The organism is Streptomyces sp. NPDC111802, from assembly GCF_055634335.1.
In genome coordinates this window covers 174026-200760 of record NZ_JBVKCZ010000005.1, presented here as the reverse complement: position 1 = coordinate 200760, position 26735 = coordinate 174026, and the positions used below count along the sequence as shown (strand labels likewise).

Genomic DNA, 26735 nt, shown 5'->3' with positions numbered 1-26735 from the left:
ACTCTCGTAAGCAGTCGGCCGCGCCGGTGTTACGGATGTCTTACGCGTTCCGCGCAGGGCCACGGCGGAGCCGGTGCGGCCTCCTACGGTGACGGGATGCGATCCTTGCGTGCTCTGCGTACGACGGCGCTGGTGACGGCGGCCCCCCTACTGCTGGCTGTTGCCGGTCTGGTCCATCCCCGGCATCTGACGGCGGCGACGGCGGGCGACTGGGCCGGGCTGCACATCGTTCTGCTGCCGGTGTTCCCCTTCCTGGCGCTCGGTCTGGTGGTCCCGTTGTGGGGCAGGCCGCGCCGCGACGCCGAGGGGGCCCTGACGCTGCTCGCCTGGGCCGGATGCCTCGTCTACGCGGCGTACTACTCCGGACTCGACGCCGTCGCGGGGATCTCGGCGGGCACGGTGGTCGACCACGGAGTGCACGGGGCAGCCGGGCGGCTGTTCGCGACCGGCGACGAACTGGGCCGGGCGGGGGTCTACGCCCTGGCCGCGGCGAGTCTCGCGACATGCGCGGTGCTGTACCGGCGGCACGGGGTCCGGGTGCTGCCGGGTGCCGTGGTGCTGCTCGCCGCCTGCTGGTCATTCGTCGACAGTCACATTTTCTGGCCGCAGGGCGTGCTCACCATGCTCGGCTTCGCCCTGGCCTTCGCACTGCTGACGGCGGCGACCTTCCGGAGGGGAGAGGACACGGCGGGCACCGGAGACGTCTTTCCCTCCAGGCGGCACGGCAGTTGGGGACACCGCTGTTGACCGTGGTTGTCCGCTCGTACGGGCACCCGGTCCCGGCTGCCGGTCGGTCCACTGCTGGATGCGGGTGCCGTCGGCGGACGGAGCCCGGCAGTTCGTCTGAGGGGCGAACTGCCGGGCCGAGAGCGAGAGATGTGGGTGGGCCCGGTGTGCGGGCGCCGTGGGTCGATGTTCCTCAGACGACGGCCTTGTACCCCTGCCAGCCCGTCGCGATCTGCGTACGGCCGCCGAACGATCCCTTGCCGTCACCGCTGTTGCGGTACAGGTTGCCGCTGGTGTCGCGCGAGACGAGGTCCGCCTTGCCGTCGCCCGTGATGTCGCCGACTCCGACGACCGCGTTGTAGGAAGCGCCCCAGTTCGAGAACAGCTTCACGCGAGCCTTGAACGTGCCGCTGCCGGTGCCGTCGTACCGGTAGACGTTGTTCGACGTGTCCTGGGCGAGGAGGTCCCCGATGCCGTCGCCGTTCAGGTCACCGGCCCCGACGAGTTTCTTGTACGTCTTCCAGTTGTCGTACAGCTTCACCCGCGCCGCCAGCTTGCCCGTGCTGGTCCCCTTGTACAGGTAGACCGTGCCGGTCGAGGTGTTGCGCGCGATCAGGTCCGGGCGGCCGTCCCCGCTCACGTCACCCGGCGAGGTCAGCACGTCGTACTGGGTCCAGCCGGAGGTGGCGAGGGTGGTGTACGGCGTCGACGGCGTCGGCGCCGTACCGCAGGCCGGGCGATAGGCACGGAGGGCGCCGCTGCTCAGCCGGACCAGGAAGTCGTTGCACCGGTCGCCGCTGAGGTCGCCGAACGGCGCGAACTTCGCGGTGGTCGGCCAGCCGGTGCCGGAGACCTTGCTGCCCAGCGTGCCCGTGCCGGTGCCGCGGTGGATGGTGAGGGCGCCGGAGGAGTTGAGGGTGAGGACGTCGCCGACGCCGTCCTTACCCGCGTAGTCGCGCGGTGCCGCCGCGCCGGCGGTCACCGCGAGGCTGCCGGAGAGACTGAGGGCGGCGCCCTGGCCGTCGGCGGGCTGGGCGGAGAGCGTCCAGGTGTAGGTGCCGTTGGTGACGAGGCGGCCCGCGGAGTCCTTGCCGTCCCAGGTGGCCGTCAGGAGACCCCGGGCGGCCGAGCCGGTCAGGGTGCGCACGGTGGCGCCGGACGCCTTGTTCTTGACGGTCACCTTCCAGGCGGCGGCAGGCTTGGAAAGCCACCAAGTGCCGGACCAGCTCGCGGACTTGGGGGTGACCGTGGAGTCGATGGCCGTCAGCGCGGATGCCGGGACGCCGGTCGGCACGACATGGACGCGCTGCTCGCGGTCGGCGTAGGCGACGCCGCCGCCGAAGCGGTCGACGGTCCAGTTCAGGCCCACCCTGAGGTTGTCCTGGCCGATGTCGGTCCAGGCGGCGAGCTTGTGGCTCGGCAGGTCCGTGTAATCGCCGCTGGACGGCAGTCCGTTGTGCAGGTCGATGAGGTTCAGCCCGCTGCTCGACTGGATGCCGCCGACGCGCTCGACCAGATAGCCGTCGCCGAGGAGGACCCTGCTCGCCGGTGCGGTGGCGGTGCGCTTGGTCGTACGGTCGTAGACGCCCGAGCCCTGGACATCGCCCCAGGCGTCCACACACGTCCAGTACACCCAGCGGCCCACGGCCTGGAGGCTGGAGGGAGCGCAGCCGTTGCGGGTGGTGAAGGACTCCACGGCGGTGCCGGACGGGAGCCGGGTGGCCGTGACCTTGCCTCCGGCGGCCGCGCCGCTCCACAGGGTGTTGCCCCAGACGGCTGCCGCGACCCGGGCGCGCTTCTGCAGGACCTTGCCCGCCACACCCTCGGCGAACTCGCCGATGTACTGGTCGCCCGACGAGGCGCCGTCGACGACCGCGTACCGCCCGGAGAGGTCCTTGAGGTAAGGGGTGTCGTCGCCCGTGTCGAGGGTCGGGCCCCAGGTGGTCGTGCCGTTGCCGCGCAGCATGGTCAGGCCGGACTCGGTGGCGTTCCGGCGGCCGTGGTGGCCGGTGCCGTCGGCGAACATCCGGATGCACCCGGTGTCGCCCGTGACGCAGTCGCCGTCCCGCCCGCTGACCAGTCCGTCCACCGTGGTCCTGGCGACGCCCGGGGTGCCGCTCGTGGTGAACCAGGTGCTGCGATAGGCGCCGAGGATCGTGTTCGGTTCGTACAGCGTGCTGTTGTCGGCCGTGGTGAGGATGCCGCTGCCGAGCGCGAGTCCGCGGACCGTCGCGGGCATCGGTTGCACGGCGGTCAGTCGGCTGCGGGTGACCGAGCCGTCCGTGGCCCGGGCGACCCGGTACACGCCCCAGTCGAGGTCGCCCTGCTCGACGTACTGCGCGGCACCCGCCACGAGGACGGAACCGTCCGGTGCCTGGACGATCTGCTGGCCGGCCGGGTCCATGACCTTGGCCAGGTCGGTGTCCGTGCCGTCGGACGTGAGGGCGAACAGCGGCTGGCCCCGGTACTTGTTGTCGCCGGGCGACACCGGTTTGACGCCGAGCAGCTTGTCGCCGACGATCCCGTACGCGGCTTGATAGCTGAGAGCGCCCGTCTCGAAGGTACGGCGTGCGGCGGACAGGTCGTCGCGGTCGTACAGGTCGGCCTTGTAGCGACCGCTGCGCAGCCGCAGCACGGACTCGGCACCGAGCCGGAAGCCGGTCGTGTCGTAGCCGTCCGAGGTGCCGTCACGGTCGGGCAGCGCGCTGAAGGCGCCGGTGGCGAGATCGACGATGCCCCAGCGGCCCCAGCCCTCGTCGCTCGCGCCGGTGCTGTACTTGACGATGACGGACCGCGCGTCGCCGTCCTCGACCTGGATGCCGTACGCGCCGTCCGGCAGCCCGGTCACGGACGTCTCGGTGACCTCGCCCCCGTCCTGAACGCGCCACAACTGGTACGCGCCGGTTCCGTTGTGGCTGGTGAGGACCGTGTCGCCGAAGGTGCCCTGGTAGGTGTGGTACTCGGGCACCGGCACGACCGTCGTGCTGCCGCCCTTGAGGAGGGTGACCTGCGCGTCCTCCTCGGAGTACAGGGCCACGGTGTCGGAACCCCGCCCGTAGTAGCCGGTCTTGAAGGACGCGGCCTGCTGGAAGTAACCGCTGTCGATGTCGTACTGGACCGGTACGTCCAGCCGCTGCTCCAGCGCGGTCGTGGCGCCGGTGGCGTAGTCCGTCCACAGCAGCCCGTGGTCGCCCTCCTGGGCCCAGAGGAAGCCGCTGGTCCCCGCGTTGAGGATCTGCGTGGCCCTGGGGACGGCACGCGGGGCGGCGGGCAGTACGAACTCCCCTGCCACGGCGGCCGACTGCGGAGCGGCTGCCGCCGAAGGCGGTACCGCGGCGAGCGAGAGGCCGAGAGTCAGCGCCGTCGCCAGGACGGCCGCGGTACGTGCCGCCGGTGTGCCGAGTCGTGCTCGTGCTGAGTGCGAACCAAGCGCCGGTCCGGGTCTGTGTCGGCCGAGTCGGGCCACCGTTCCTCCTGAAAGGCAAGAAGAAGGCATGGCGGGACATACGACAACGCCCTGGCATTCCCCCGGCCCCCCGGCCGCTCCCCCCACGCGCGTGGGGGGAGCGTAACAGCATGGTCATGACCAGACACGACGCACTCCCGTCGGCGGGCAAGCAGCTCCGGGCGCCGGTCGCGCCGGTCGCGCCGAGCGTGGCGGAAGCCCTTCCGCGCCGCATCGGACAATGCGGCGGCCTGGCGGTCCACAATCCCCCGAGACAGGACGACCAGCGGGCAAGATGGCCCTCATGACAAAGCTGTCCGTACGGTCGGTTCGTCGTCACGCCTCTGGTTCGGTGCTGTCGTTGTGGTCACAGGACTCCGTGTTGTCGATCGGCTCCGTGGGTTCGGTGCTGTCCGTGGGGTCCGTCGGTTCGGCCCTGTCGGTCGGCTCGATCGGAAGTGCCTTATCGGTCGGCTCGATCGGTTCCTCCCTGTCACTGATCTCGACCGGGTCGTGGCTGAGTACGGGATCCTTGTTTTCCGCGCAGTCGCGGTGGTCGGTGCTGTCCTGGCGCTCCTCCCGCGGCTTTCTGGCCGCGGGAGCGGTAGGGGCAGCGACCGGAGGCGCCCTGCTGTTGGCCCAGATGCTGCGCAAGGCCGAAACCGGCACCGAATAGCCCTGATCCGGTCGAGAGGTCGGTTCGCTCGGTGTTTCGGGCCGGGGAGTGGCTGGTTCCGATGCAGGTCGCACAGGATCCCGCAATCGCGGGCCGGGCGACGGTGATGCATGAGTGGGCCTGAAGTCCGCTCGGTGGCCCAACACCATGACAGGGCGACGAATCCGCGTGTCTCTCCCGACAACAAAGCACCTCCGGGTCCTTGGCCTGGGGGGTTTCGCATGGAGCGGGTCACGAGAATCGAACTCGCGCTCTCAGCTTGGGGAGCTGCGAATATTTGGGGGCGGTTCGGTTGCTGACCTGGGCGAAACGGCCAGGGTCAGCCTCCTTGGGCCGGGCTGCTTTCACCGTGATTCCCCGCTGTTCCCCCGCTCGATGTGGTGCGTTTGTGGTGCGGCCGTGACGGGCGCGCTCCATAAGGACAACCGTCTGATCCGTAGCTCTCTAGAGATCGGTCATGGGAGCGATGGGAAGGGTCCTGGGGGCCGGTGTTGGGTGCTGGCGATGGCTGGGGTTGCTGTACTCCGATGCTGTACAGCAACGAGCGGATGTGACCAGACCATGCAGGCGTGGGCACGCAGGGCGCAGACGACAGGGCCTCCTGGTATCGCTCGGCTCGGGTCGCAGGCCTTAACTACCAAGAGGCCCTGCCTCTGTCCTCGACTACGGCGGGATCACCTGGCCAGGAACCTTGCTCGACCGATCAAGCCTCCTGAGCGGTGAGCGTATGGCTTCTAGGTCGTCTTTCCTGTCCGGCCGTCACATGGCGTGGGTGCCGGACAGGATGGCCATGGACCAGTGCACATCGGTGCCGTTGACCTTCACCGACAGGTGCTTCTGTTCGTCGGGTGCGGTGTAGACGCGGCCGACGGTGACCGGGTCATCGCACGTGATCTTGGAAGGGTCTGAATCCTTGGGCCCGTACTGAATCGTCATGGTGCCTTTACCCGTGCAGAGGGCGTGGATGGTGTAGACCTTCTCGGCCGGCGTGAACACGGGCAATGTGCGACTGTCCGTGCCCTTGGTCACCGGAAGCAGGAAATCAGGCTTCTCCGGCAGGGCCAGGGGGTCTCGGGGGGCCTTGCTGGGGTTCGCCGCCGTAGCGCTCGGCGATGAAGACGCCGGGGCCTGAGAGCCGACGTCGCTCTTGCCGGCAGAGCATGCCGAGAGCAGGAGGGCCAGCAGTGCCGGCGCGGCAACTTGTCGGCGCATGCGATGACTCCTTGAGGTGGGTGAGACGCGCCCTGGCGCCAACGATCACGACGAGGCGCTCAATCGTGCTGCACGGGTCAGCTGTGAATGCGCCAGCCCTCGCGGTACGGAGCCCAAACGCGTCCATGTACTCCTTGGCGCCGATCCTGCAGTTGCTGTACTGCATCGCGACGTAGCCGTACACGTTCTCCTTCATGATGCCGTAGTCGCCCTTGACGGTTGAGTGAGCCTTCACCTTGCCGCCGGTCTCGACGCCGAGCTCAGATGTCCAGCTGTGACTGACGCTGCCGTTGACGTCGATTTTGAGCTTGCCGAGCCAGAGACCGGCCAGGAGAATCGCGCTGCCCATCAGCGTTCTCGTCGGCCGGCCGACGGAATCGCTGATCATCAGCCCGAAGACCAGCTGCCAGCACAGCGCAAAGGCCACCACGAGCTGACCCCAGCCGTAGATCTTCGGGGCGCGGACATGGCCCCGGTTCATGGGGAGCACCCAGCGCCGGGTAACTGCCGCAGCGCCGGAGGCGGCGATGAGCAACGCCAACAGGACGAGGGGTATGGCGAAGTACAGGTTCACAGTTTTCTCCCCTGCGTGCCGGGCACTATGCGACGTGATCATGACACCTCGGAGAGGTTCCGCGAGGAGGCGTCGGTCATCTGGATGTGCGAACGCCATGACGCATGCCTGGGCCAGTAGGCGCCTGTTGACCTGGGTCGCCGCCTCCTTGCTTTCGTCCGGGGCCATACGAAGACTCGGCGACGCCGCCACGGTGCCGCCGCCGGCCGAACGGCTGCAGGTGCAGCGCGAGTTGCAGCCGACAATGCGGCAGCCCCGGCCCGGCGGATGGCCGAGAGCTCCGACGGGCGGCGTACGCCGCCTTGGGCGAGACGAGCTGTGCGCAGCGGCCTTCAAGCTGCTGACCGGTGCTTCTCTCGCTACTTCGGGTCGCGGTTGAACAGCGACTTGGACCAGACGTAGCCGAGCGCGGCCAGCTCCAGGCACCAGGTCAGCCGGTGCGAGGCGCGGACGTCTGAAGGGGCCAGGAGGTGATGCTCCTGCGGTCCCCGCAGTCCTCACGGGTCTCGCCCTTACAGATGAAGGCGGAGCCGGTGGTGGTCGGCCTGGTCGTCATGCGGAAGTCGATCGGGGCCGAACCGGGGCCGCACTTGGTCGCGTGCTTGATGATGGGGCCGGGCGCGAAGTCATGGGTGAACTGGAACCACACGGAGTAGCAGTCGTTCCCAGTGTTCGTCAGCTCGCCTTTGACGACGAGTGTGGAGTTCAGAGGACCCTTCTCGATGGTGCGGGTTCCCTGAGCCGTGGCGGTTCCGTGGACGAGGTTCCATGACACGTCTGCAGCGGATGAGGGTGTGCCGGCCAGCAGGACGGCGCTGGTGGAGGCCAGAGCCACGGCGACGGTTTTGAACATGTGTGACGGCATGGTGCTGTTCCTTGCGTCAGGCGAGGGAGGGTTCCTTGACGGGTTCGTCGTGCACGGGCTCTGGCGCGTCCGTCCGTCGTGACACCGCGCGGAGGATGCGTCCGAGGTCCGGGTCGTGGCCGAGGGGGGCCAAGAGGAGGAGCAGGCCGGCCCACATGGCGAAGGCGAAGCTCCACAGGCCCATGACGACGGCGATGGACAGGTGCAGAAGGACACCGGCAGGCAGCAGGATCCAGCGGACCTTTTGCGGCATCAGGAGTGCGGCAGCGAGGGCGATCTCGATGACGAGCGGTCCCCAGGTCATCGCAGCCACGCCCATCGGGTTCTGGACGATGGCGTTGACCGCCGGCCTCAGCCATCCGGGGGCGCCGAAGTCATAGTTGTTGACCCAGTAGTACAGGGCGGTTCCGTCCGCCCATTCGGCATGCGGGAGCTTGGCCACACATGACTGGAAGTACAGGACGGCCACCTGGATCCGCGCCACGACGATCGCACTGATGCCGAGCAGGGCAAGCACGCCGAGTCCCTCGGAGGGGTCGCGTCCGGGCGGCGAGCTGGGCTGCCAGTGCCAGCGTCGCGAGTCGCCCAGGGCCACTACGGCGATCAGCAGGGTGAGTACCCAGGTGATCTGGTCGCCGCCGTCGGGGATGGAGATGCCGGTGAAGACGCTGAAGGCCACGTAGGCATGCGGGACGGCGGTGAAGCGGGGCCGCCAGCCGGTGGCCGCGACGAGGAGCACGAGACAGCACAGCAAGCGCATGGTGTCGTAGTGGCCGGGTTCCACCAGGCAGAAGGCGCCGCCGGCCGTGACGCCCCGGCACAGCGGATACTGGCCGACCGTGGCCACCTCCCGGAAGAGGGTGGCCGCGTCGCTGAACGCCAGCGTGCCGAGCGTGCCGAGGGCCAGCAGTGTGCGGGCCAGGCCGTAGCCGGCGGCCCACGGTATGGGGATGGTGCGTCGGCGCATCAGCACGTCACCTCCAGCACCATGACGCGTTCGGGGCTGTGGGGCTCGGGTATCAGGTCACGCCATGCCCATGGGGTGGGGCGTTCCTGCACTAGGCCGACGGTTCCACATAGGGTGGGGTCCGGTGAGCGGTTCTCGACGTGCCGGGCGGGCGTGCCGAAACTCTTCAGGCAGCGCTGTCGGTCGTCGGAGCACTCGCGCCAGTCGTTCTTCTTCGCGGCGGAGAGCAGCATCGCGATCTCGACGCCCTGAGCACGCGATTCTCGGTTGAGGCCGAAAGCGTTCCGCGGTGAGGCATGAGGAGTCAGCGCAAGCGGCTGCCAGTCCCGCGGTGCCTTTTTGAAGGGAACCACTTCATTGTCCCGCGGCGACTTGGTGAAGAATGCCCAGCCCTGCGGAGCCAGATTGACGACCGTGTACTTCACCTTCTTCTGCGCGGGCAGCGAGATGACGTTCTTCGGCAGCTGTTCCTGAGCGACGTATGCAATGACGATGACCCAGGCAACACAAACAGCGGCCACCGCTTTCACTGAAACGGAGACCGTGCCGTCACAGCTTTGCGTAAAGACCTCGTAGAAGCGACGGAGTTTTATTTTCATGATGTGAGTTCTGGTGAGTTCCTGCCCCCGTGGGGCGCTGAAAGGCGGCCCGGGTCGAGGGGCGGGGAGTCTGCAGCCTCCCCGCCCCGCTCGCTGCTAGGCGGCCTTAAGCGCCTTCGTGACCTGCGCGACGGCCTCGTCCTTCGACAGCTGCGTCCCGTCACCGCTGGTCGGCTTCGCGCTCCAGAACCAGTTCTTGCCCTTGACGAAGTTGGCGCCCACCGCGACGGTGACCGTCACCACGGCACCGGCCGCGGTGACCACGGCCGCGACGTGGACGACCGCGGCACCAACGGCCACAGTGACGCCGCAGCGCTGCCCCTTCTCCACGGGAGTGGCGGAGTTGTCCGTCTTGGCCACCGCGAGAAGCATGTTCTGAGCTGCGGTGACGGCCTTCTCCACCTGGCGCGGGTCGCCGCTTCGCGACTTCCGGCTCAGGTCTGCGAAGAAGCCGGGCGAGCGCTTGTTGATCAGATCGATCACCGCGTTGGACGCGCGGATCTCGTCCCGGGAGTCGTTGCCGATGTGCTGGCGCGCGGCTGAGAAGAGGTCCAGCTCGGCCAGGTTCTCGCCGACCTTGCCCTGCCCGAAGAACAGGCCACGGAAGACGTTCTCACCGTCGGTCTTGGCGGAAGCGGCGGGCGCGACGGCTGCCGGCTTCGCGGACGTGCTGGTGGTGTCCGCGATCGCCGTCGGTGCTGCAGCCACACAGAGAGCCGCCGCGGTAACGCCGGCTACAGCCAAAATGCCGCGCTGCTTGATATTCAATTCGTTCCCCTCGTTTTCATGGACCGCTTCGAGGGATGATAGGCGTGTGGTCACCACGCTCCCCCCGGCGCGTTATGTCGTCGAAGATCATTGCACATGAAAAAGAGGGAGTCGAATCAAAGTGGCCGACGTCACATGGAGGGAATAGGTTCTGCCTGCCGGTTTCCAGCGGCTAAACCCACGTCCCTTTATTGAATTCTTGACGGAATGCGAACGGCGGCTTATCGCTTTCCGTCGGAGTCGGTCCTGGCCCGCGCCGGGGGAAACTCGGGCCAGGACCGACTTCTCACCTCGGGGACTTTGCACCCAAGGAGTTCAGAAGAGCGGCGCCCCGTTCGGCGTCGTCGACGCTTACGGCGAAGTCCTTGCCCTTGGCGCGGATGGCGAGGCACTCGCCGCGGCGCAGCATCACGGTGGTCCCCAGCCCGCTCAGTCGGTACCCCCATCCCCCCACCTGCGCCGGTGTGCGTTCCTCGACGCGGGCCGATTCGATGTCCTGGACGGCCCAGCTTCGCGCCGGCCACCCCAGCGGGCCGAAGGACACATTTAGCCCCTCCTCGCTGACCCGCGCCTGCACCGAGGCGCAGCCGAGGACCAGGACCGAGGCGAGCGCGAACGGTGCCATCAGGATCAGCGCCGGAAGCGGACCCGCCAGCCCCCCTACTGCGGCCACGACAGCGGCCAGGGCCACCAGCCCCGTGACGGCGGAGGTCATCTGAAGCCACGGATTGGATGTGCGGGAGAGCCACACCACTCGCTGGCCTTCAGGGATGTTCATCCTCGGGCCGTCCGTCGCCTGGTGTTGCGTCGCGGGCCCGTGACGGGTTGCGAGCCAGGCAAGCGCACCTGCCGTGGCCGCGGTTACGACGGTCGCCACGACCCAGCCCGTCACCGAACCGGCCTCGTGCCAGTCGGACTGGTCCAGGTTCGCCCGTACGACCGACGCCTGCCCGCCGACCAGGAAGACGCCCCCGGCCGCCAGCGTGACGCCCGTCCATCCGCGTATCGCTCCTGCGGACTCCGGGCCTGTGCGCCGCAACCCGAACGCCACTCCCACAACCAGCACCGCCCAGATCGCAGCCGGGAAGACCGCTGCCGCCCACAGCGGCATGGAACTGTCGGGTTCCCCCGCTCCGCTCCAGTGTGTGGCCAGCCTCTCCGGCAACCGTCCGCTCGCGGCCAGAGGCATGCCCGCCAGCAACAGCAGAATCCCGGCGCACCACCCGACAAGGCCCCACGTGGTCCCGCCGCCGCGGCCCGAGTACTTCACGGAATCCCCCTGATCATCTCTATGAGGTCGGTCTTGCTGTAACCGAGGCGTGCCGCATCGGCCACCAGATCGCCCACGCGATCCAGCAGTACGGAGCGCTGGTCCGCCCCGTCTGCCACTGTCACACCTCGGCCGCGCCGGAACTCCAGCACGCCCTCTTCGCGCAGCGTCCTGAGGCCGCGCAGCACGGTGTTGGCGTTGACGCCCAATGCCTGTGAAAGGTCACGCGCCGGGGGCAGTCGGTCCCCCGGACCGCACTCTCCCTCGGCGATGGCGCGCCGGATCGCGCCCGCCACCTGCTCGTGCAGGGGGCGATTGTCTGCGACATCCAGTCTCAGCAGCATGATGCTATTGACGATAGCACCATTCGCTTCATGTGGGGGGTGGTGCGACACTGAACGTGCGGTCGAGCGGCCACCTTTAACTGGGGCTCGTTGCGATCTTCGACGCTTTCTTGACGCCGTGCCGCGTTCCATGTGCCCCTCCCGGCAGGGATGCTGTCAGCACCGCGACGATCACCGGCCCTCGCGCGGGGCGGGCGTCGCCGAGGTGTGGCTTCGGGGTATCGGGAGGTAAGTGTTGGCCGTGGGTATGACTCCGGCGTGGTGGTCGCGGCTGGTCGTCCACCCCGCCCGCGCTGTCGTCCTGGCCTTCGCGCTCGTCGTCGTCCTCGGCGCGGCCCTTCTGCCGTGGTTGGCCTTCTTCTTGCGTGCGCGCTTCGACATGCGTGTCAACTCCACGGCGGGGGTCGGGTCGATGCGCACGGCGCCCTCGGCCGGCGTGACGCCCTCGTGGGCGTACAGGGGGACCAACGCCGTGTCGCAGACGTCCGGGTGGAAGACGCCACGGTCACACGCGGGTCGGACGCGAACACGGTCAGGGCCAGTTGGGACTGGGTGTAGGCGGCGAGCCGGGAGGAGCGGTGGGCCCGGTTCGGGTCGGCCCACGAGATCGACGCCGTGCGGTGCAGCGACGACGACACGTTGACCACGCGGCCGCCCGGGTCGCTGGTCAGCGCCGGCTCCAACAGGCACGTGAGGAAGTAGTGGGCGAGGAAGTTGACCTGGAAGGTGATCTCGTTGCCGTCGGCGGTGACGGTGTGCCGTTCGGGGGCGGCCATCCCGGTGTCGTTGACCAGGTCGTCGAGGTGCGGGTGTTCCAGTACGACGTGGTTCGCCAGGGTCTCCACCTCGTCAAGGTGGGCGAAGTCGACGGCGCACGGGTGCCGTCGGTCGGCCGCGAGAGCGAGGTCGCGCCCTGGATCTGCGCGGGCATGTGGGCCCGAGACCGGCCGTGGAACGTCCCGAGGCCGCGGATGTGGACGTGCCGGTCGGCGACCATATGGCGCTCGCGCTCAGGGGCCGCGTCCTACCCGCCGAGGACCGCCGCGTCCTTGCCGCCCAGGCAGCCGTGTCCTGGACCGCCAGCGCCTGCAGCACGAGGCAGACCAGGCCAAGGTGCTGGCCCGCGCTGATCTATCAGCATTCCGACGAGGAGCGGCAGCGCGACATCGCGGCCGGGCTCGACGACCTGGTCCGCACTGAGCGTGCGAAGCACCACAAGGACGACCGGGCGCACCACAAGAAGAAGCCCACTCGCAGCTAGCCAGGCTCTTATGGTGGGGTTGTGGTGCGCGCCCCGCCCACCGGTCTAGACAACAAAGAACCCCCGGGCCTCTGGCCTGGGGGTTTCACATGGAGCGGGTGACGAGAATCGAACTCGCGCTCTCAGCTTGGGAAGCTGATGTTCTACCATTAAACTACACCCGCGTAAGACGCCCGTTTCCAGAGGATTCGAGATCATCCGGAGGCGGTGTCCGATCGCCTGGTCACTGTACCCCATCACTGGCCCCCGGCGCTGACGCCGTGGGGCCCTGAGTGTGTTTCAGGGGTGGGATCCCGGTGCGGGGTACCGGAGTTGGGGCGTACGGTGGAGGGGTGGGAGAGGGGCCGGGCGGGGTCGGAGTGCCGCCTGGAGGGCCGTCCCTTTGATCCCGTAATGTGGCCTCTCGTCGTCAGGCGGGCAGCAGCCAGACGCGGCTCTTGGGGAAGGGACTCTAGGACTTGATGGAGCGCACCGTCGTCCGTTGTGCCGATGGGCACGTGTTCAGTACCGCTTCGTTCCCGATGCAGCAGGCCGATCGCCTCGGCCCCGGACGGCTCGTCCGATGTCCCCGCTGTGCCCGGCTCCGCAGTGTGGTGCCGGTGCAGCTGGAGAAGCGGTAGCGGAGCGGAAGCGGAAGCAGCACCAGCAGTGACAGCCTGGCGCGCGGGCGGCGCGATTGTCGTCGTTCCGCGCGCCTTGCGTATCCTCGGGGCGTGCTTCTCTCAGACAAGGACATCCGGGCCGAGATCGACGCCGGGCGGGTACGGATCGATCCCTACGACCAGACCATGGTGCAGCCGTCCAGCATCGACGTACGGCTGGACCGGTACTTCCGGGTGTTCGAGAACCACCGGTACCCGCACATCGACCCCTCGGTCGAGCAGGCGGATCTCACGCGGCTCGTCGAGCCCGAGGGTGATGAGCCGTTCATTCTGCATCCCGGGGAGTTCGTGCTCGCCTCCACGTACGAGGTCATCACGCTGCCCGATGATCTTGCGTCGCGGCTTGAGGGGAAGAGCTCGCTCGGGCGGCTCGGGCTCGTCACGCACTCCACCGCCGGGTTCATCGACCCCGGCTTCAGCGGGCACGTCACCCTTGAGCTGTCCAACCTCGCCACGCTCCCCATCAAGCTCTGGCCCGGCATGAAGATCGGCCAGCTGTGCATGTTCCGGCTCAGCTCACCCGCCGAGTTCCCGTACGGGAGCGAGCGGTACGGATCCCGGTACCAGGGGCAGCGCGGGCCCACCGCCTCCCGGTCCTTCCAGAACTTCCATCGGACGCAGGTGTGAGCGACAGCCAAGCACGCGAGAACCTGACCTACGAGCGGTTCGGTGTCGCCGTCCGTGAGCTCGCGCAGACCATCGCCGACGACGGCTACGAGCCGGACATCGTGCTCAGCATCGCCCGGGGCGGGGTCTTCGTCGCCGGTGGGCTCGCCTACGCGCTCGACTGCAAGAACCTCCACCTGGTGAATGTGGAGTTCTACACGGGTGTGGGGACGACGCTGGAGATGCCTGTGATGCTGGCGCCCGTCCCCAACGCGATCGACTTCACCGACAAGAAGGTGCTGATCGCCGATGACGTCGCCGACACCGGCAAGACGCTGAAGCTCGTCCACGACTTCTGCGTCGAGCATGTCGCCGAGGTGCGGTCCGCCGTGGTCTATGAGAAGTCCCACTCCCTCGTGAAGTGCGAGTACGTGTGGAAGCGCACCGATGAGTGGATCAACTTCCCGTGGAGTGTCGAGCCGCCCGTCGTCCGGCGGGCCGGGCAGGTGCTCGACGCCTGAGTGGGGCGGGACGGTGGGACGGCGGGACGGCGTACGTCCGACAGGCGAACAGAGAACAAGGGCCCCGGCTGACTGCGCCGGGGCCCTTCGCCGTTTCTGTGCTGCGGGGCCGTCCTAGAACGTGCCCAGCTTCACGATCGACAGCAGTGCGATCAGCTGGATCGCGCTCGCGCCCAGGGCCTTCGGCCACGGGAGGTCGTGGGACTTGGAGACCATCAGGGTGAGGAGGGCGCCCGCGGCCACCCAGGTCGCCCAGCCGAGGGCCTGGACGAAGGTCGCGTCGCCGCCGGCGAACATGGCGAAGACCAGGCGGGGGGCGTCCGTGAGGGACATGATCAGCATGGAGAGGCCGACCGTGGGCTGCCAGGCGCCGTCGCCGCCGAGCTGGCGGGCCAGGGTGTGGGTGACCACGCCCAGCACGAAGGCCGACAGGACCAGCGCGATCGCCGTCGTCAGGACGATCGGGACCGCGTTGGCGAGGGTCGCGTTGATCGCGTCCTCGCGCGCGCCGTCGAAGCCGAAGACGGCGAGCAGGCCGTAGAGGAACGTCACGATCAGGGCGGTGCCCCACATCGAGTAGTCCCGCATCTGGAGGAAGGTCTGCCCGGGGGAGAGGACGATCCCGCGCAGCAGGGCCTTCCAGTGCAGGCGGGGGCCGATCGGGCCGGCCGGGGCGGAGCCCGCGTGGTAGGTCTCGCCCTGGGTGTAGGGGTCCTCGCCGACCGAGAACGCCTGGGTGTGGCCCGGGTTGTTGGCCGCGTACGGGTCCGGGGCGCCCGGGCCCTGCGGGTAGCCGCCGTCACCGAAGTACTCCGGCTCGCCGTGACCGCCGGGGCCGCCGGTCCCGCGCTGACCGCCGGGACCGTAACCGCCGTAGCCACCGCCGCCGTTGGCCTGCGGCCAGCCGCCCGCGCCGCCGCCCGAGCCGCCGTACGGCTGCTGCGGCGGCGGGGGATAGCCGTACGACGGTCCCTGGGGCGCCTGCTGCCCGTGCGGAGGTTGTTGCGGTCGCGTTTGCGGGGTGCCGTTGTTCCGGCTGCCCCGTCCGATCCTGAATCCAGCCACGTCTTCGAACGTACCTGGTCCCGGAGATTCGCGTGCCGGGCCCTGCGGTTCGGGCCCGGCTTTGCGGCCGACCTGTGACATCCCTTAGGGGGCGCGATGGCCCCCCTCCGGGTGGTCGGTCAGGGTTCCGCCGTACGGGGGACGCCCCCCGGGACGGCACGTCAGCCCAGCATGACCTGGCCCAGCCGCAGGTACCCCGACGGCAGGCCCAGTGAGCCCGGTCCGAAGCTGGTCACGTTCGTGGTGGTCACGCCCGTGGCGGAGCCGCGCAGGCTGTAGATCGAGCCCGCCGGGTGGTTCTCGCCGTCCGCGCCGACGGACAGGTCGGCCCGGCCGTCGCCGTTGAGGTCGGACAGGCGTACCGAGGCGCCGAAACGGTCGGCGGACTCGGCGGTGCCGGGGACGCCGGCGGTGTTCTGGGTGAAGGTCTGGGCGCCGGTGGCGGTCAGACCGGCGGCCGAGCCACGCAGCACGGTGACGGCGCCGGCGATCTTGGCGGTGCCGATGGTCTCGTGGATCGTGCCGACGGCCAGGTCCGCGTAGCCGTCGCGGTTGATGTCGGCGAGGGAGAGGGCGTTGCCGAACCAGTCGCCTTCCTCGTCCGAGCCCGGGACGCCGGGGGTGTCCTGGGTGATCGTGGCCTGCGGCTGGGTGCGGACGCCGGTTGCGCTGCCGAGGTAGGCGCGCAGAATGCCGCCGAGGCTGGTCACGCCGTCGTCGCCGAACGTCGACGCGACGATGTCGGCGTAGCCGTCGCCGTTGAGGTCGCCGACCGCCGCGCGCTCGTAGGCGCCGTTCTTGAGGAGTGTCTGGCGGGTGAGGCCGGAGGCGGAGCCCAGGTAGACGAAGGTGCCGCTGTCGTACGTCTCCGCCTGGGTGCCGCTGATGATCAGGTCGGCGATGCCGTCGCCGTTCACGTCACCGGCGGCGAGGCCCTGGGCGCCGTAGATGATGCCGGCGTACAGGTCGGTGGCGAGCTTGTAGCGGGACGCGGCGCCGGAGGCCTTGAGGAAGCCGCCCTGGTGGATCCAGATGTCGCTGCCGGTGCTGCCGACGGCGAGGTCGGCCTTGCCGTCCCCGCTGAAGTCGCCGACGGCCAGGGACATGCCGTACTCGTCATGGGTCGAGGGGGCCGGGTCGGGGACGACCTGGCCGCCGGAGAGTCCGCTCCTGCCGCCCCAGACGATCACGACGGCGCCGGCGTCGGCGTTCTCGCCTTCGGCGCCGATCACGAGGTCGGCGTATCCGTCCCGGTTCAGGTCGCCGGAGGCGAGGGCCTGGCCGAACTCGTCGTCCTGCTCCGCGGTGCCGGGGATGCCGGCCGTGTTCTGGGTGATGACCGTGCGCCGGGCCGCGCTGATGCCGTTCGCGGAGCCGTAGTTGACGACGACCGCGCCCGCGTCGGTCTTGCCGCCGACCGGGGTGTACGGCGCGGCGGTGGCGAGGTCGCGGTAGCCGTCGCCGTTGAAGTCGTCGGCGTACTTGGCGGGGGCCGCTGCGGCCGGGGCCGCGGTGAGCAGCGGGGCGGCCGTGAGGGTGGCGGCGACGGTGGCCGTGGCGAGGGCCAGGGAGTGGAGGCGGTTGCGGTTGCGGTTGCTGTTGTGGTGGTGCCGGAGCATGTGGGGTTCCTCCCGCGATGGTATGGGTGAGGTGGGGGGCGCCCGCCACCCGCGCGTCCGTGTGTCCGCGCGGGTGGGCGGGCAGGCGGGTCAGCCCGCCAGTACGTCACCGAAGTAGGTGAGGCCCGACGGTCCGCCCAGCGTCGTGCTGCCGAAGGACTTCGCGCCGGTGGCGGTGATGCCGGAGGAGCTGCCGCGCAGGGCCCAGGCGGAGCTCGCTCCGTCGTTCTCGCCGCGGGCGCCGGTGATCAGCTCGGCGCGGCCGTCCTTGCTGACGTCGGTGAGCAGGACGGAGTGACCGAAGTAGTCGTACGACTCGGCGGTGCCCGGCACTCCGCTGGTGTCCTGCGAGAACGCCTTGGAACCGGTGCCGGTCAGGCCGGAGGCGGAGCCGCGCAGGATCACGACCGAACCGGCGTCCGTCTTCCCGCTCAGGTCCTCGTTGGCGACGCCGACCGCGATGTCGGCGTAGCCGTCGCCGTTGGTGTCACCGGCGTCGAGGCTCCAGCCGAAGGCGTCGTTCCGCTCGGACGCGCCCGGCACCCCGGTGGTGTCCTGGGTGAAGCGGACAGGGGTGCGGGTGCTCAGGCCGCTCGCGGCGCCGTACGTCACGGTCACCGCGCCGCCGGAGCCGCCGTTGGGCTCGTCCGTCGACTTCTCCATGAAGTTGCCGGTGACGATGTCGCCGTAGCCGTCCTTGTTCACGTCCGCGATGACCGCCGCGTAGCCGCCCGCGACCTTGATCGAGGGCGTGAGGTCGATCGCCGTTCCCTTGTACAGGACGCTGCGGGTGCGGTAGCCGCCGCTGATCTCCTCCTGGCCCATGACCAGCAGGTCCGACTTGCCGTCGCCGGTGACGTCACCCGCGACGATCTGGTCGGTGTTGATGCCGGTCTCCTCGGAGGTGTCGATGCCGCCGAGTCCCTCCGCCCTGCCGGTGCGGGTGATGGGGCCGTCGAAGACGTTCAGCCCCGGGGAGGCGTTGTTCGCCGCCGCGAGGTCGGTGTCGCCGTCGCCGTCGAAGTCGCCGGTGGCCACGGACCAGCCGAGCTCGTTGCGGTACTCGGGGAGCGTGGTGATGTCGGTGCCGGACTTGATGCCGGTCGCGCCGCCCCACAGCACCGTCAGGGCGCCGAAGTCGTCGGTCGAGCCGATCCGCTCGGAGTGCACGCCGACCACGATGTCGGTGTAGCCGTCGTCGTCCAGGTCGCCGGTGGTGGCCCGATCGCCGAAGTAGTCGCCGCTCTCCGGGACGCCGGGGATGCCGGCCGTGTCCTGGCTGATGATCTGCCGCTTGCCGGTGTCCAGGCCGCTCGCGCTGCCGTAGACGACGGCGACGTAGCCGGCGTTGCTCTTGCCGGCGACCTTGGCGAGGGGTGCGGTGATGACGGCGTCGCGGTAGCCGTCGCCGTTGATGTCGCCGGCCAGGCCGGAGGGCGCGGCGGCGGCGTTGGTGACCGGGAGGGCGGTCAGCAGGCCCGTGGTGAGGGTCGCCGCGAGCAGCAGCGTGCGCTTGCGCAAGGTGAAGTCCCTTCGGAATGCCGGAGATCAGGAGTTGAGGGCCGTGCCGTAGCCGGGGCTGCCCGCCGTGGACACGCCCGTCGTGCCGGGGCCGAAGCTCATCGCCCCGCCCGTCGTCACACCGCTCGCCGCGCCGCGCAGCGACCAGACGGCGCCGTCGCCGTTCTCGCCGGTCGCGGAGACGGTGAGCTCGGCGCGGCGGTCGCCGGAGTGGTCGGCGAGCAGGACGCGGGCGCCGAAGCGGTCGTTCGCCTCGGAGGCGCCGGGCACGCCGGCCGTGTTCTGCGTGAAGGACTGGACGCCGGTGGTCCTGAGCCCGGACGCCGCGCCGTACAGCACGGTCACCGAGCCGGCCCCGGAGTTCTCACCGGACGCGCCTACGGCCAGGTCCGCGTAGCCGTCGCCGTTGACGTCCCCGAGGGAGACCTCGCTGCCGAAGAGGTCGCCGGACTCGGCGGCACCGGGGACGCCGGCGGTGTCCTGGGTGAGGACGAGCGGGGCGCGGGAGGTGTCCCGGCCGGCCGGGCCGCCGTAGACGACCGTGACCTTGCCGCCCTTGGCACCGGCCGGGTCGGCGGAGGCCTCGCGCTCGTTGCCGATGGCGATGTCCGCGTACCCGTCCTTGTCGATGTCGCCGATCGCTGAGACGTAGCCGGCGGGCAACTCCTGCATCCAGTCGGTGTAGTTGCCGATGTTCGGCTCGGTCACCAGGTGGGTGACCGCGTCACCGTCGCTCTTGCGGCCGTGCACGATCAGGTTGGTGTGCCAGGCGGCCGTGACCGGCCCGACGGTCACGGACGTGATGCCGTACGACGTCGAGTACGGGGCCGGGAAGCCGGAACCGGAAGCGCCCTGGAAGGAACTGGTCCTGGTGAACGGGCCGTTGACGAAGCTGAGCCCGACCGGGCCGTTGGAGCCGACCACGATGTCCAGGTCGCCGTCGGCCTCGACGTCACCCGCCGCCAGCGCCTGCCCGTAGCGGTCGACGTCCGTGTCGAACGGGTTCGGCACCGAACGGGCCCCGGACAGACCCGAGTCGGAGCCCCAGACGACGACGACCGCGCCGTCGTTGGTGTCCCCGTCGATGTCCTCGCCGGGCGCGCCGATCAGGAGGTCCGCGTAGCCGTCGGTGTCGAGGTCGGCGGAGGCGACGGCGGTTCCGAAGGCGTCGTCGGCCTCGGCGGAGCCCGGGACGCCGGCCGTGTTCTGGGTGATCAGCGTGCGGGTGGCGGTCATCAGGCCGCCGGTGCTGCCGTAGACCACGGATACGGCGCCCGCCTTTGACTTACCGCCCACCGTGGCGCCCGGCGCGCCGATCGCGAGGTCGATACGGCCGTCGCCGTTGAAGTCGTACGGCTTGGCGGCCGTGGCGGCGTGGGCGGCCGGGGCCGAGAGGGTGAGCGCGAGCGGGGTGAGGGCGGCCGCGAGGAGGACGACGCGGACGCGGTTTCCCGGGAGGCGGTACGTCACTGGGCGATCACCGAGCCGAAGTAGTTGCCGACCTTGACCGCGGCGGCGGTCAGCCCCTGGGCGCCGGTCGTGGTCAGGCCCGTGGAGCTGCCGCGCAAGGTCCAGACGCCGCCCGCGCCGTTCTCGCCGTCGACGCCGATGACGAGGTCGGCCTTGCCGTCCTTGGTGATGTCGGTGAGGTCGACGGCGGAGCCGAAGCGGTCCCAGGACTCGACGCCGCCGGGCACGCCGGTGGTGTCCTGCGTGTACGACTTCGAGCCCGACGTCCGCAGCCCGGACGCCGAGCCGAACAGCACGGTCACCGAGCCCGCCTCCCCGGCCGCGCCTAGGTCCTCGCCGGGGACGCCGACGGCGACGTCGGCGAACCCGTCGCCGTTGATGTCGCCGGTGCTCAGGGCCCTGCCGAAGCCGTCGTCGGTCTCGCCGGAGCCGGGCACGTTCGTGCTGTCCTGGTGGACGACGGTCGGCTGCTGCGCGGGGTCGGGGCCGTTCGGGCCGCCGTACCAGACGGTGATCTGGCCGCCCTTGTGGCCGCCGGGCTTGTCCGGGCCCGGGTCCGAGGAGTCGCCGAGGACGAGGTCGCCGTAGCCGTCGCCGTTGATGTCGGCGATGGAGCCCGCGAAGCCGTCCGCGTTCGGCAGCTCGGTGAACTTGTAGCCGCCGCCGGTCCAGCGGTAGTAGTCGATCTCGCCGCCGGAGTCGCCGTCCACGCCGAACGGGTAGACGCGCTCGGCCGCGCCGTCGCCGCTCAGGTCGCCCGCGATCACCTCGTAGGTGGAGCCGAGTTCGCCGACGCCGTAGTGGCTGAGCGGGCCGCCGGTGCGGGTGAAGGGGCCCAGGTACATACGGGTGTGGTTCTGTCCCGTCAGCGTGACGTCCATGTCCCCGTCGCCGTCGAAGTCGCCGGTCGCGGCGCCGTGCGAGAAGCCGCCCCACTCGGCGAGCGTCGAGGGCTGCGGCAGGCCCTTGCCGCCGGACAGCCCGGAGTTCGAGCCCCACAGGACGGTGCCGGAGCCGATGCCGTCCCGGTCGCCGATGCTCTCGCCCGAGGAGCCGACGACGAGGTCGGAGTAGCCGTCGCGGTCGAGGTCGGCGGCGGCGAGGGAGGACCCGAAGAGGTCGCCCGACTCGGCGGTGCCGGGCACCCCGGTGGAGTTCTGCGTGATCACGGCCTTGCGAGTGGCCGAGACACCGGACGACGAGCCGTACAGCACGACGACGGCGCCGGCGCAGGACGCGGAGCCGACGTCGGTGCACATGGCGCTGACGGCGACGTCGCGGTAGCCGTCGCCGTTGAAGTCACCGGCCAGTCCGGAGGGGGCGGCGGCCGCCGTCGGGGCCGGGAGCGCGGTGAGCAGGCCGGTGGTGAGGGCGGCGGCGAGGAGAAGGGGGCGCTTGCGCAAGCTGGGTGCTCCGGTCAGGGAGGGGGCCGGGCCCGTCGGGGGACGGACCCGGCCGGTGGGTCGTATCGAGTCGTACGTGGCTCAGTCGGCTCGTACGTGGCTCAGTGGGCTCGTATGTGGCTCAGTCGGCTCGTACGTGGCTCAGTCGGCGAAGTTGGCGCCGAACCAGGGCGTGCCCGTCGTCGAGACGCCCGAGGTGCTCGGGGCGATGGTGCGGGAGCCGGTGGCAGTGATCTTCGAGCCGTTGGAGGGCAGGTAGGTGACCCCGCCGTTGCCGCCGTTCTCCGCGGAGCCGGCGATCAGGTCGGCCTTGCCGTCGCCGGTGACGTCGTCCAGCTTGAGGTCGATGCCGAACATGTCGTCGTTCTCGTCGTCGCCGGGGACGCCCGCGGTGCTCTGCGCGAAGGACTGCGCGCCCGAGCTGGTGTTCAGGCCGCTCGCATTGCCGTACAGGATGGTGACGGCTCCGGTGTTCACCGCGCTGCCGATGTTCTCGCCGGCGACGCCGATGGCGAGGTCGAGGAAGCTGTCGCCGTTGATGTCGCCGAGGTCGAGTTCGTAGCCGAACCAGTCGTTGGTCTCGGAGGCGCCGGGGACGTTGCCGGTGTCCTGGGTGATGCCGGTGGCCGTGCCGGGGCCGTTCACCGTGCCGTACGTCACCCAGACCTTGCCGCCCTTGGCGGAGTTCGGGATGGAGGTGCCGTCGTCGGTGGTGGCGTTCCACTGGGCGCCGCTGACGATGTCGCCGAAGCCGTCGTTGTTGATGTCGCCGATCGCGGTGATCACGCCGGGCTTGAGGGTGCGGATGTTCGCCATGGCGAGGCCGCTGGAGGCGCCGGGGATGTAGGAGTTCTCGTTCCAGCCGTAGTCGGTCTGGTACTCGTAGCCGTCGACGACCAGGTCGGTGCGGCCGTCGCCGTTGACGTCACCGGCGCTCAGGTTCAGCGGGCCGTTCGCGTCCGCGCCCATGATCGGGGGCTTGATGGTGTAGCGACCGCCCGGGGTGCCGGAGGTGGAGAAGCCGCCCTTGAGGACGTAGACGGTGGCGGTGTTGCTGCCGACGGCCAGGTCGGCCTTGCCGTCGCCGTCGAAGTCGCCGGCGGCGAGGTTCTTGCCCCAGCGGTCGTGCGCGGTCGGGGCCGGGTCGGCGATCGTGACGCCCTTGCCGGTGATGCCGGCGGCCGAGCCCCACAGGATGGCCAGACCACCGCCGTCGGCGTCGCTGCCGACGTCCTCGCCGGAGGCGCCCACGGCGATGTCGTCGTAGCCGTCGCGGTTGAAGTCGGCGAAGGCGGTGTCGTAGCCGAAGTGGTCCCCGGCCTCGGCGGTGCCGGGGGCGCCGGTGGTGTTCTGGCTGATCGTGTGGCGCTTGGCGGACGATACGCCGGTGGCGGTGCCGTACAGGACGACGAGCTGGCCGGCGTCCTTCTGGCCGCTGACGTAGCCGCCGTCGGCGGAGAAGGCCACGTCCCCGATGCCGTCGCCGTTGAAGTCGGCGTGCGGGACGGTGGTCGAGTCGGCGGCGGTCGCCGTCGAGGCGGCGAAGGTGAGCAGACCGCCCGTCAGCGCGGCCGCGGTGGCCGTGGCGAGGGCAAGTCGCAGGTGGTGCTTGTGCATGCGGGTCTCCTGCTGCATGCGGGGATGCCTGGCGGGGCATCCGCAGACGGTGGGGTGCGGCCGCGGGCGTTCTCCGGGAGTTGTCCTCGGGTTCACCGTGCGGTCGGCGATCAGGAGACCTGTGGTGGGGCGGAAGGGTTGTACGTGAGTTCGGTAAATTTCTGAGGGGACGGGGGCTGGTGTGGAGGGCGCGGGAGAGCGAGGGGGAGGCGGACTGTCGGCCGTCCGTCCGTCAGCGGGCCGTCAGTCGTCCGTCAGCGGTCCGTCCGCGCTCCGGCTCGTGGTGGAGGCGAAGCCCAGCCAGGTGTGGCGGTTGCCCCACCAGCACCAGCCGACCTTCGGGGCGTTGCGCCGCTCGCGGCCGTCGCGTCCGGTGCCGTTGCTGATCCAGATCGCCGGGGTACGGGCGTCCAGGGTGCCGTTCGCCTTGCGCAGCCGGGAGCCGATCGTCATGAAGCAGCGGTTGCGCTCCAGGGCCGCCGGCTGCTGGAGCACCCAGTGGATGCCCTCGGTGAGCACCAGCGGGGTGCGGTCGTCCTTGGTGAGTGCGGGCAGGGCTTCTTCCGGGCTCCAGTTGGCCATGTGGTCGCCGCGGTCGAGGCCGGTGACGACGTAGAGCGGGGTTTCGGGCAGTTCGACGGTGTGGGGCGCGAAGTCGTCGACGTCGGGCATGTCGACGACGACGAAGCCGGGTTTGCCGTCGCGGCGGAGCAGCGGGGCGAGGGCGGACGCGGGGACGCGGTCCGGGTGGACGGCGAGCAGGGAGTCGCCGCCTGCGCGCTCGGTGCCGGCGGGCTTCCCCGCGTCCTCGGCTCCCTTCGCGTCCTCGGCCCTGCCCGCGTCCTCGGCTCTCTCCGCGAAGGCGCGCAGCTCGTCGGCCGGTATCCCCGCGAGCTCGTGCACGCCGAGCTCGATCAGACGGGCCGCCTGGGTGGTGAGCGGCGGAAGAGCGGGCGGGGTCGGGGTGGACGAGGTGTCGGGCACGGGGCTCCTCGGCTCGCGGGCGGCAGCTGACGTGGGGTCAACGAAGGTGGTGTTTCGGAAGGTTCCCGGCGCGGGTTCGTGTGGATTCCGTGACCCTGGAGCGGTCTCTTTGCTCCTTCATGGCATGATCGGGCCCGTTCGGCCGCCGGCTGCTGTTTGCCGGTGCGATCGCGAACCGCGAACGGGGAGGATTTGCGTGGGGGACCACTTCAAGACCGATATCGATCAGCTCGCTGCCTTCACCAAGGATCTCAACAGCGCCCACGACTCCCTTGAGCAGGTGCGTACCGCTCTCCAGCACGTGCGGTCCGACCAGATCGGGACACCGGAACTGGACGAGGCGTGCGACGCGTTCCAGGAGCGCTGGAAGTACGGCAACGAGCAGATCAAGGAGCGCATCGGCAAACTCACCGAGGGGCTCCAGAAGAACACGGACAACTACCGCGAAGTGGAAACCTCCCTGGAGGAGAGCTTCAAGCGGGCCGCGGCCGCGGGGAAGTGATCGCGATGGCACAGAATCCGTATGTGCACCTCGGGTGGAACCCGGTACCGGGCCAGCCGGGCGAGGTCGAGAAGCTCCGCACCCAGCTCGTCGACTCGGCGAGCGCGCTGCAGACGGCGTACCAGAAAATCGACAAGCTGCTCGGCGAGTCCAGTTTCTGGGAGGGCGACGCGGCCGTGGGCTTCCGTGAAGCCCTCGACGGTGATCTGCCGAAGTACATGAAGGACGCGCACAAGTCCCTTTCGCTGGCCGCCGGTCACCTTGGCGCGTGGCACGGCGGGCTGACCAGCCGCAGGGAGCTGGCGCACAAGTACGACGTCGAGGCGGCGGACCACAAGGGCGACCTGAAGAGCGCCAACTCCCGGCACGAGACGGCCAGGCAGGACCCCGACCTGAAGCTCGCGGGGCAGACCTTCGAGGAAGGCCCCGAGCTTCAGAGCGCCCAGGCCCGGCTGAACGCGGCCAACACGCGGCTCAACGACGCCGTCACCGCCGTCAACAACGCGCAGGGCGCCCTCGACGAGGTGATGCGCAAGGCGCGGGAGCTGGAGGGGACGCACGAGGACCAGGCGCGGGACCTCGCGAAGAAGCTCAAGGACTCCACGAAGGATCTGGCGCCCGAGGAGCCGGGCTGGCTGAGCAAGGCGCTCAGCTGGATCGGGGACAACCTCACCAACATTCTCAGCGTGCTGGCGGCGGTGGCGGGGTTGCTGGCGCTGCTGTGCACGGGGCCGTTCGGGATCGCGATGCTGCTGGCGGCGGGCGCGCTGAGCCTGGCGACGATGGGCTCCCGGCTCGCCGATCCCCAGGTGCGGGAATCGCTCGAGGACGGGTTCACCAAGGGCGAGTTCGACGCGGACTTCTGGGAGAACTCCGTGGGGCTCGTCGGCGACGCCCTCGGCGCGGTGCCGGGAGTGGGCGCCGTCAGCCGCGGCCTCAACGGTGCGATCCGGTCGACGCGGTTCGCGTCCGAAGCCGTGAGCGCCGGGCAGTTCCTCGGCCGGTTCGCCGACGACACCGTCAAGGCCGCCGGCCGGATCGCGACCGCGGGTTCCTACAACCCGGTCGGAGACTTGGTGGCCCGCGCGGCGGGCGGCAGCCAGGCAGTCCGGGTGGGCATGGACTACGTCTCGCCGATCGCGGGTGTCGTCACCTCCGGCTACGGACTGGCCGCCGAGAACATCGACGCCCTGAAGAGCGACGCCGGCAAGAACTCCGCCACCGGCGTGGACGCGGCCCGTGCGGGTCTGTTCGACGGCCCCGGTGCCGCCGCGGTCATCGGCAACGTCGCGAGGGTGCTGCGATGACGCGGGAAGCCGCCGAGCAGCCGCCGCTGCGTCTGGTCATCGACGACACGGCCAGAGATCCGAGCTCGAAGATCTGGTACGCGCTGCCGGCCGGGTACCTCGACGTCCCCATCGACGCTCTCGACCCCGAACCGGGCTCGGAGCAGGAGACGTACCTGGATCAGGCACTGGAGCTGGTCCTCGGCCTTGCCCCCGAGGGCCAGCGTGACCGGTACACGGGCGCACTGCGGGATGTTCGGTTCATGGCCGGCCGGATGCGGAGCGAAGGCGTCATCGCCTGCGCGCTCGGTATGCACTACGCGGACGACGGTTCCTCCGCCTCGTCCGTCTTCACGGTGGCGCTCAGAGACATCGACTGGGCGCCGGCCAGGATCACGGCCGTTCGCGCGGTCTCGCTGCGCGAAAGCACCGAGAACATCGAGCTGTTGACGCTTCCGGGCGGTCGTCCGGCGTCGATCGCCGACACCATGATCACCACGCCCGTCCTGGAGGGCGTATCCGGCCAGGACCTCTACCAGTGCACGCTCTACGTCCCGGCCCCCTCGGGTACACAGCTCGGCGTCCTGACGCTGAGCAGCACGGCCGTGGGCTCCCGGAAGCACTACCGCGACATGATGGCGGGCATCGCGCACACGGTGTCCTTCCACGATCCGCTGCCGGAGATCGGGCGCGCCGCACGAGGTGACGGGCCCGACGGCACGGGTGGCGGGGCGGGCGACATCGCCTCCGACTTCGGCTGACCCGGGACGGG

24 protein-coding genes, 1 tRNA gene and 2 pseudogenes are annotated in these 26735 nt (G+C 70.0%); 8 read left to right on the top strand and 19 right to left on the bottom strand.

The window, feature by feature from the left end; all coding sequences use genetic code 11:
* Positions 1-96: 96 nt before the first annotated feature.
* On the top strand, positions 97-747 hold the full coding sequence (locus ACZ7NC_RS07160; RefSeq protein WP_471485638.1) for a hypothetical protein: 651 nt from the start codon (positions 97-99) through the stop codon (positions 745-747).
* 172 nt (positions 748-919) lie between these two features.
* Here the strand turns inward: ACZ7NC_RS07160 and ACZ7NC_RS07155 are convergent, their stop codons facing one another.
* Positions 920-4018: an FG-GAP-like repeat-containing protein gene (locus ACZ7NC_RS07155; RefSeq protein ID WP_471485636.1), complete on the bottom strand. Its 3099-nt coding sequence runs from the start codon at positions 4016-4018 to the stop codon at positions 920-922.
* A gap of 457 nt (positions 4019-4475) precedes the next feature.
* Here ACZ7NC_RS07155 and ACZ7NC_RS07150 point away from each other — a divergent pair, with 457 nt between their 5' ends.
* Positions 4476-4847, top strand: coding sequence for a hypothetical protein (locus ACZ7NC_RS07150; protein WP_471485635.1), 372 nt, complete (start codon positions 4476-4478; stop codon positions 4845-4847).
* A gap of 759 nt (positions 4848-5606) precedes the next feature.
* Here the strand turns inward: ACZ7NC_RS07150 and ACZ7NC_RS07145 are convergent.
* The 10 genes and pseudogenes from ACZ7NC_RS07145 to ACZ7NC_RS07100 form a co-directional block, all read right to left on the bottom strand.
* Positions 5607-5876, bottom strand: coding sequence for a hypothetical protein (locus ACZ7NC_RS07145; protein ID WP_471485633.1), 270 nt, complete (start codon positions 5874-5876; stop codon positions 5607-5609).
* A gap of 13 nt (positions 5877-5889) precedes the next feature.
* Positions 5890-6633: a hypothetical protein gene (locus tag ACZ7NC_RS07140; RefSeq protein WP_471485632.1), complete on the bottom strand. Its 744-nt coding sequence runs from the start codon at positions 6631-6633 to the stop codon at positions 5890-5892.
* A gap of 430 nt (positions 6634-7063) precedes the next feature.
* A complete protein-coding gene (locus ACZ7NC_RS07135) occupies positions 7064-7498 on the bottom strand; it encodes a hypothetical protein (protein WP_471485630.1) in 435 nt (144 codons plus the stop codon).
* A gap of 16 nt (positions 7499-7514) precedes the next feature.
* Positions 7515-8465 carry a sporulation-delaying protein SdpB family protein gene (locus tag ACZ7NC_RS07130; RefSeq protein ID WP_471485628.1) on the bottom strand — a complete coding sequence of 317 codons (951 nt, stop codon included), beginning with the start codon at positions 8463-8465 and terminating at the stop codon, positions 7515-7517.
* Positions 8465-9064, bottom strand: a complete 600-nt coding sequence (locus tag ACZ7NC_RS07125) for an SdpA family antimicrobial peptide system protein (protein ID WP_471485626.1) — start codon at positions 9062-9064, stop codon at positions 8465-8467. Before ACZ7NC_RS07125 ends, ACZ7NC_RS07130 begins: the two co-directional genes overlap by 1 nt.
* A 96-nt stretch (positions 9065-9160) precedes the next feature.
* Positions 9161-9889 (bottom strand): sporulation delaying protein family toxin, encoded by a 729-nt coding sequence (locus ACZ7NC_RS07120; protein ID WP_471485624.1) that lies wholly within the window; start codon positions 9887-9889, stop codon positions 9161-9163.
* Positions 9890-10118: 229 nt separating this feature from the next.
* Positions 10119-11102 (bottom strand): DUF1648 domain-containing protein, encoded by a 984-nt coding sequence (locus tag ACZ7NC_RS07115; RefSeq protein ID WP_471485623.1) that lies wholly within the window; start codon positions 11100-11102, stop codon positions 10119-10121.
* Positions 11099-11446, bottom strand: a complete 348-nt coding sequence (locus ACZ7NC_RS07110; RefSeq protein WP_471485622.1) for a GntR family transcriptional regulator — start codon at positions 11444-11446, stop codon at positions 11099-11101. The genes ACZ7NC_RS07115 and ACZ7NC_RS07110 overlap by 4 nt, the downstream gene beginning before the upstream one ends.
* A 171-nt stretch (positions 11447-11617) precedes the next feature.
* Positions 11618-11827, bottom strand: coding sequence for a hypothetical protein (locus ACZ7NC_RS07105; RefSeq protein WP_471485843.1), 210 nt, complete (start codon positions 11825-11827; stop codon positions 11618-11620).
* A 30-nt stretch (positions 11828-11857) separates the two neighbouring features.
* Positions 11858-12333 (bottom strand): annotated as a pseudogene (locus tag ACZ7NC_RS07100) (SDR family NAD(P)-dependent oxidoreductase); the annotation flags it as partial.
* Between the two features lie 6 nt (positions 12334-12339).
* On the opposite strand from ACZ7NC_RS07100, the pseudogene ACZ7NC_RS07095 reads away from it, so the two are divergent.
* Positions 12340-12613, top strand: a pseudogene (locus tag ACZ7NC_RS07095) (histidine kinase); the annotation flags it as partial.
* Positions 12614-12797: 184 nt separating this feature from the next.
* Here the strand turns inward: ACZ7NC_RS07095 and ACZ7NC_RS07090 are convergent.
* Positions 12798-12871 (bottom strand) — tRNA-Gly (locus tag ACZ7NC_RS07090).
* A gap of 549 nt (positions 12872-13420) precedes the next feature.
* Between ACZ7NC_RS07090 and dcd the strand changes: the two genes are divergently transcribed.
* Positions 13421-13996, top strand: coding sequence for a dCTP deaminase (dcd, locus tag ACZ7NC_RS07085; RefSeq protein ID WP_471485621.1), 576 nt, complete (start codon positions 13421-13423; stop codon positions 13994-13996).
* On the top strand, positions 13993-14496 hold the full coding sequence (locus ACZ7NC_RS07080) for a phosphoribosyltransferase (RefSeq protein ID WP_471485620.1): 504 nt from the start codon (positions 13993-13995) through the stop codon (positions 14494-14496). Before dcd ends, ACZ7NC_RS07080 begins: the two co-directional genes overlap by 4 nt.
* Positions 14497-14610: 114 nt before the next feature.
* Here ACZ7NC_RS07080 and ACZ7NC_RS07075 read toward each other — a convergent pair whose 3' ends face one another.
* The 7 genes from ACZ7NC_RS07075 to ACZ7NC_RS07045 all read right to left on the bottom strand — a co-directional run bounded on the left by ACZ7NC_RS07075 (position 14611) and on the right by ACZ7NC_RS07045 (position 24175).
* The gene (locus ACZ7NC_RS07075; protein ID WP_471485618.1) at positions 14611-15642 is read right to left on the bottom strand and encodes a Yip1 family protein; all 1032 of its coding nucleotides are present in this window, start codon (positions 15640-15642) and stop codon (positions 14611-14613) included.
* 80 nt (positions 15643-15722) lie between these two features.
* Entirely contained in the window at positions 15723-17180 is a 1458-nt protein-coding gene (locus ACZ7NC_RS07070; RefSeq protein WP_471485616.1) for an FG-GAP and VCBS repeat-containing protein, read from the bottom strand.
* 90 nt (positions 17181-17270) lie between these two features.
* Positions 17271-18701, bottom strand: a complete 1431-nt coding sequence (locus ACZ7NC_RS07065) for an FG-GAP repeat protein (RefSeq protein WP_471485615.1) — start codon at positions 18699-18701, stop codon at positions 17271-17273.
* Between the two features lie 27 nt (positions 18702-18728).
* Positions 18729-20171: a hypothetical protein gene (locus ACZ7NC_RS07060; protein WP_471485613.1), complete on the bottom strand. Its 1443-nt coding sequence runs from the start codon at positions 20169-20171 to the stop codon at positions 18729-18731.
* Positions 20168-21574, bottom strand: coding sequence for an FG-GAP repeat protein (locus ACZ7NC_RS07055; RefSeq protein WP_471485611.1), 1407 nt, complete (start codon positions 21572-21574; stop codon positions 20168-20170). The genes ACZ7NC_RS07060 and ACZ7NC_RS07055 overlap by 4 nt, the downstream gene beginning before the upstream one ends.
* Before the next feature lie 141 nt (positions 21575-21715).
* On the bottom strand, positions 21716-23191 hold the full coding sequence (locus ACZ7NC_RS07050) for a VCBS repeat-containing protein (RefSeq protein ID WP_471485610.1): 1476 nt from the start codon (positions 23189-23191) through the stop codon (positions 21716-21718).
* Between the two features lie 243 nt (positions 23192-23434).
* On the bottom strand, positions 23435-24175 hold the full coding sequence (locus ACZ7NC_RS07045) for a DUF5701 family protein (protein ID WP_471485609.1): 741 nt from the start codon (positions 24173-24175) through the stop codon (positions 23435-23437).
* A gap of 196 nt (positions 24176-24371) precedes the next feature.
* Between ACZ7NC_RS07045 and ACZ7NC_RS07040 the strand changes: the two genes are divergently transcribed.
* From ACZ7NC_RS07040 to ACZ7NC_RS07030, 3 genes are read left to right on the top strand one after another with little or no spacing between them, the layout of a single operon-like run.
* Complete coding sequence (locus ACZ7NC_RS07040; RefSeq protein ID WP_471485608.1) at positions 24372-24677, top strand: hypothetical protein; 306 nt, start codon at positions 24372-24374, stop codon at positions 24675-24677.
* 5 nt (positions 24678-24682) lie between these two features.
* Entirely contained in the window at positions 24683-25984 is a 1302-nt protein-coding gene (locus ACZ7NC_RS07035; protein ID WP_471485606.1) for a hypothetical protein, read from the top strand.
* Positions 25981-26724 carry a hypothetical protein gene (locus ACZ7NC_RS07030; protein ID WP_471485605.1) on the top strand — a complete coding sequence of 248 codons (744 nt, stop codon included), beginning with the start codon at positions 25981-25983 and terminating at the stop codon, positions 26722-26724. The genes ACZ7NC_RS07035 and ACZ7NC_RS07030 overlap by 4 nt, the downstream gene beginning before the upstream one ends.
* The last annotated feature ends 11 nt before the right edge of the window (positions 26725-26735 follow it).